Origin of the sequence: Janthinobacterium sp. UMAB-60 (assembly GCF_900095235.1) — a bacterium.
Taxonomy (GTDB): domain Bacteria; phylum Pseudomonadota; class Gammaproteobacteria; order Burkholderiales; family Burkholderiaceae_D; genus Janthinobacterium.
The window spans coordinates 1-851 of the sequence record NZ_LT607526.1 but is presented as its reverse complement, the minus strand read 5'-3'; the positions used below and the strand labels follow the sequence as shown (position 1 = coordinate 851).

At 65.3% G+C, this 851-nt stretch carries 1 protein-coding gene; it reads right to left on the bottom strand.

Annotated features, from left to right (window positions below):
- Positions 1-851, bottom strand: an 851-nt coding sequence (locus tag K0F86_RS27155) for a ShlB/FhaC/HecB family hemolysin secretion/activation protein (RefSeq protein ID WP_306823230.1), incomplete at both ends; no start/stop codon positions are given.

Here is an 851-nt window from a genome sequence, read left to right as displayed (position 1 = left end):
TTCAGCACGAGCGCATTGGCGCCCGTCCACGTCACGCCCACGCCGGCGCCGCTCAGGGTGCGGCGGTTCTCGCCGGCGCTCCACGCGTCGCGGTTGAGCTTGACGGTGCCCGTGTCGGCAAAGCCAATCAGCTGCAGCTGACCAGCCACGGCAGTGAACGCCGGCAAGTTGTGCCGCAATTCCAGATTCAGCACGTAACCCTGGTCGCCATACGCCTCGCCGCCCGGATAGGCGCGCACGCCGCCCACGCCGCCGATGCCCATCTTTTCCGAGACATCGAGGTTTTTCGACGCAGCCTGGCCGCTGAGGCTGCCGAACAAGCTCGTCTCGCCGCCCAGGCTTTGCACGCGCGCCGCGTTGAAGGCGAGCTTGTTGAAGTGGCCGTTGCTCTTCACCGTCAGCCGGTCGATCAGCAAGGCGAGCGGCGTCCCGATATCGATCTTGCCCGTGGTGTAGGTCACCGAATACGTGCTCGCGCCACCGCCACCCCAGCCATCCTTGGCGTCGCCGTTCAGGTTCAGCATCCACACGCTGGCTGTCTTGTCGTTGACCGTGCCCGTCGATTCCGTGCGGTCCTGGAACGTCTTGTCGTCGTAGCTGACCTGCGCATACAGATTGCTGCCGCGCGAGCGGATCAGCGGATAACTGCCGTAGGCGCTGGCGATCTTCGCCGTGCCCTTGGCGTCGAGCACGGAAAATTCCTTGCCCAGCTTGTAATCCATATACGTGTAAGCGCCGCCCAGGCGCAGCAACCCGGCCTGGCCCTGGTACGCCAGGCGGCCGTAGTTCAAGCCGTCGGCCGAGGTAAACGCGCGCACGCTGGCCACGTCGCCGATGCCGGCCAGTTCATT